This is a genomic window from Niastella sp., from assembly GCF_045805085.1.
Lineage (GTDB): Bacteria > Bacteroidota > Bacteroidia > Chitinophagales > Chitinophagaceae > Niastella.
Genome location: NZ_JBJMLX010000499.1, coordinates 1 through 2544, shown reverse-complemented (window position 1 = coordinate 2544; position 2544 = coordinate 1). Strand labels below are relative to the sequence as shown.

Here is a 2544-nt window from a genome sequence, read left to right as displayed (position 1 = left end):
GGTTATGTACAATCGAATCCCACGCTCAACAAGTATACACTCAACGTGGCAAGCGGCGATGTACGATTTAAAAGTTTTTCAGGGAATGGGGATGTGCTGGCAGGCAGTGATAACAATGGTGTGCTCAATAAAATAACCCCGGGCAATGGTTTATACATAGAGGATAGCACCCTGTTCTTAATACAACCAGAGCCAGCGGATCAGGGTGGGAATTACCAAACCTATAGCGCTGTACTGGATGAATACCAGCAAGGCAATCCGCAGGAATATGTATCAGAAAGCAGCATTTCGGCGAATATTGTGTGGACCCGCGATTCAGTGGGTCATTATACGGCTACAGCTTCGTATCCGATATTTTATGCGCCATTCACCTGGTTACATTCTCACCCTGCAGATCCTTCGGGTAACGTGGGGGCCACCCGGCTATACCGCACCAGTCCAACTACTTTAAAACTGGTGGTTAAAGACAATAACCTCAACGATACCGATGTGTGGCGGCGAATTACGATTGAGATGCGCGTATTTATATCAGGATAATTTTTAACAAGCGATAATTTTATTATGAAACGATTATTAATAATACTATTCGTCTTTATATCAATTTATGTAAGCGGACAGCAATCGCCGCTTCAGGTTCAGGCAAAAAGAGGGGTGTTCACCGAGCGCCTTCAAATCAATGGTCGATGGATCGATCGCATCTCAACTGATTTGAATACCAGTGATAGCGCCAGCGACAATGTGCTGGCTACAGGCAAGGCTATTGCTGATTTTTTAAGACCAAGAGCAAACCGGTATATTCATAATCAGTTTTCTGTCCCACAACCTGCCGGTTTATGGATGCAGGGAAATGCAGCAGTAGGCCCGGTTAATAATTTTATGACTCCCCTTACCTCCGGCTTACCGGCCCAGGTATATATCACCCATCGCAATGCGCAGCACGGTCTCTCTGTTCAACGATCAAGCAACGATCAGGGACCCGCGAGCCTGGTATTTTTTAAAAACAATGCGACCGGTCTTAATACATTAGGCGCATTGCAACCCGGTGATCAAATTGGCAGTCTGGCTTTTTCTGCGCATACAACCAACCAAACAGCTGTTGCAAACATAATGGACATACATGGATTGGTAGAAAAAACAGCGCCTTCCTGGTTAAGCAGCGGCTTTGTTTTTAATACTACTGATACCGGCGGAAATTATGGGCAGCGCATGTGGTTAAACGCAGCGGGCAATTTATTGCTGGGCAATGAAACCAACAATCCATACAGGCTCAATGTAGCAAATGGAGATGTACGGTTTAATAGTCTTAGTCAAGAGGAAGATGTACTGGTAACCGCCAATAACGATGGGGTGTTGAGTAAACTGTATTTAGGCGGTTCCCTGTGGATTGAAGACGGATATCTTAATGCTTATGTACAACAACCGCAAGGACCACTGATCTATACAGCTGTGTTATCGCAAACAGGCACGGCAGATCCCGTGGTGCATGTATTGCAAAATCCGCAAAATGCTCAAATAGTATGGACACGCACAGCAACAGGTGTTTATACCGGAACACCAGTGGCAGGCGGTTTGGGTTCGAACCAGGTTTTCCACGCGGAGGCTTCTGATGAGGCTGGGAACGTATTTAGCGCACGCCTGTCAATTTCACCGCCCGGAACTCCAAATGAAGTATACACATTGAGAGTTAAAGACGATAACCTGGCGAATAAGGATGGCTGGACAAACATCTCTATTGAGATCCGGGGATTTATTTTCAATTAAACCAACCACAAAACGATATTAATATGAAACTGTTAGTTTTAATATTATTTACTTTCATTTCAATCTACGCATCGGGCCAGCAGCTCACCACTGAAATTCAGGCAAGGAGAGGCGTTTTTACCGAGCGCCTTTATTTGAAGGACAGATGGATCGATAGTATTTCATCCGATCTGAATTCCAATGACAGCGCAAGTAATAATGTGCTGGCTACAGCCAAAGCCATAGCCGATTTTGCACGCCTTAAGGGAGGCGATCCTATACAGAACCAATTTACGGTTTCGCAACCAGCCGGCTTCTGGTTACAAGGCACTGGCACTATAGGAATTTTTCCTGATTATAGAAACTCATTAGCCGGTAGATTACCAGCTCAACTGAATATAACCCAAAATGCTTCTACCCACGGGCTTTCGACTCAACTGGCATTTGATGCCGGTTCTTCCAGCATTTCATTATTCAAGAATGCTTCACCCAGCTTTAGCACTTTACAGGCTTTGCAACCGGGCGACTCCATTGGAAGTATAATTTTTTCAGGCGTGACCGGTGATTACAATACCATTGCAAATGCCATGAGCATACATGGACGGGTTGAAAAAACAGCACCTGCTTTTTTAAGTAGTGGCGTTGTTTTCAATACTACCGATACCAGTGGAATACTTGCCCAGCGTATGTGGTTAAATGGTCAGGGTAATTTATTACTTGGCAATGAAACCACCAACCCCTACAGGCTTAATGTAGCGGATGGAGATGTACGAATAAATAGTCTTTCAGGCGGCGGCGATGTTC

The 2544-nt window shown here is 44.9% G+C and carries 3 protein-coding genes; all 3 read left to right on the top strand.

Annotation, left to right across the window (positions count from 1 at the left end; genetic code table 11):
- A partial coding sequence (locus tag ACJ751_RS26195; RefSeq protein WP_407748492.1) for a hypothetical protein occupies positions 1 to 537 on the top strand: 537 nt, incomplete at its 5' end.
- Positions 538 to 561: 24 nt separating this feature from the next.
- The gene (locus ACJ751_RS26190; protein WP_407748491.1) at positions 562 to 1761 is read left to right on the top strand and encodes a hypothetical protein; all 1200 of its coding nucleotides are present in this window, start codon (positions 562 to 564) and stop codon (positions 1759 to 1761) included.
- A 23-nt stretch (positions 1762 to 1784) separates the two neighbouring features.
- Positions 1785 to 2544: hypothetical protein (locus ACJ751_RS26185; RefSeq protein ID WP_407748490.1), on the top strand; the 760-nt coding region annotated here is incomplete at its 3' end.

Excerpts from the sequence above, each read along its gene's own strand:
- ACJ751_RS26190 (WP_407748491.1), top strand. The coding sequence starts at position 562 with ATGAAACGATTATTAATAATACTATTCGTCTTTATATCAATTTATGTA.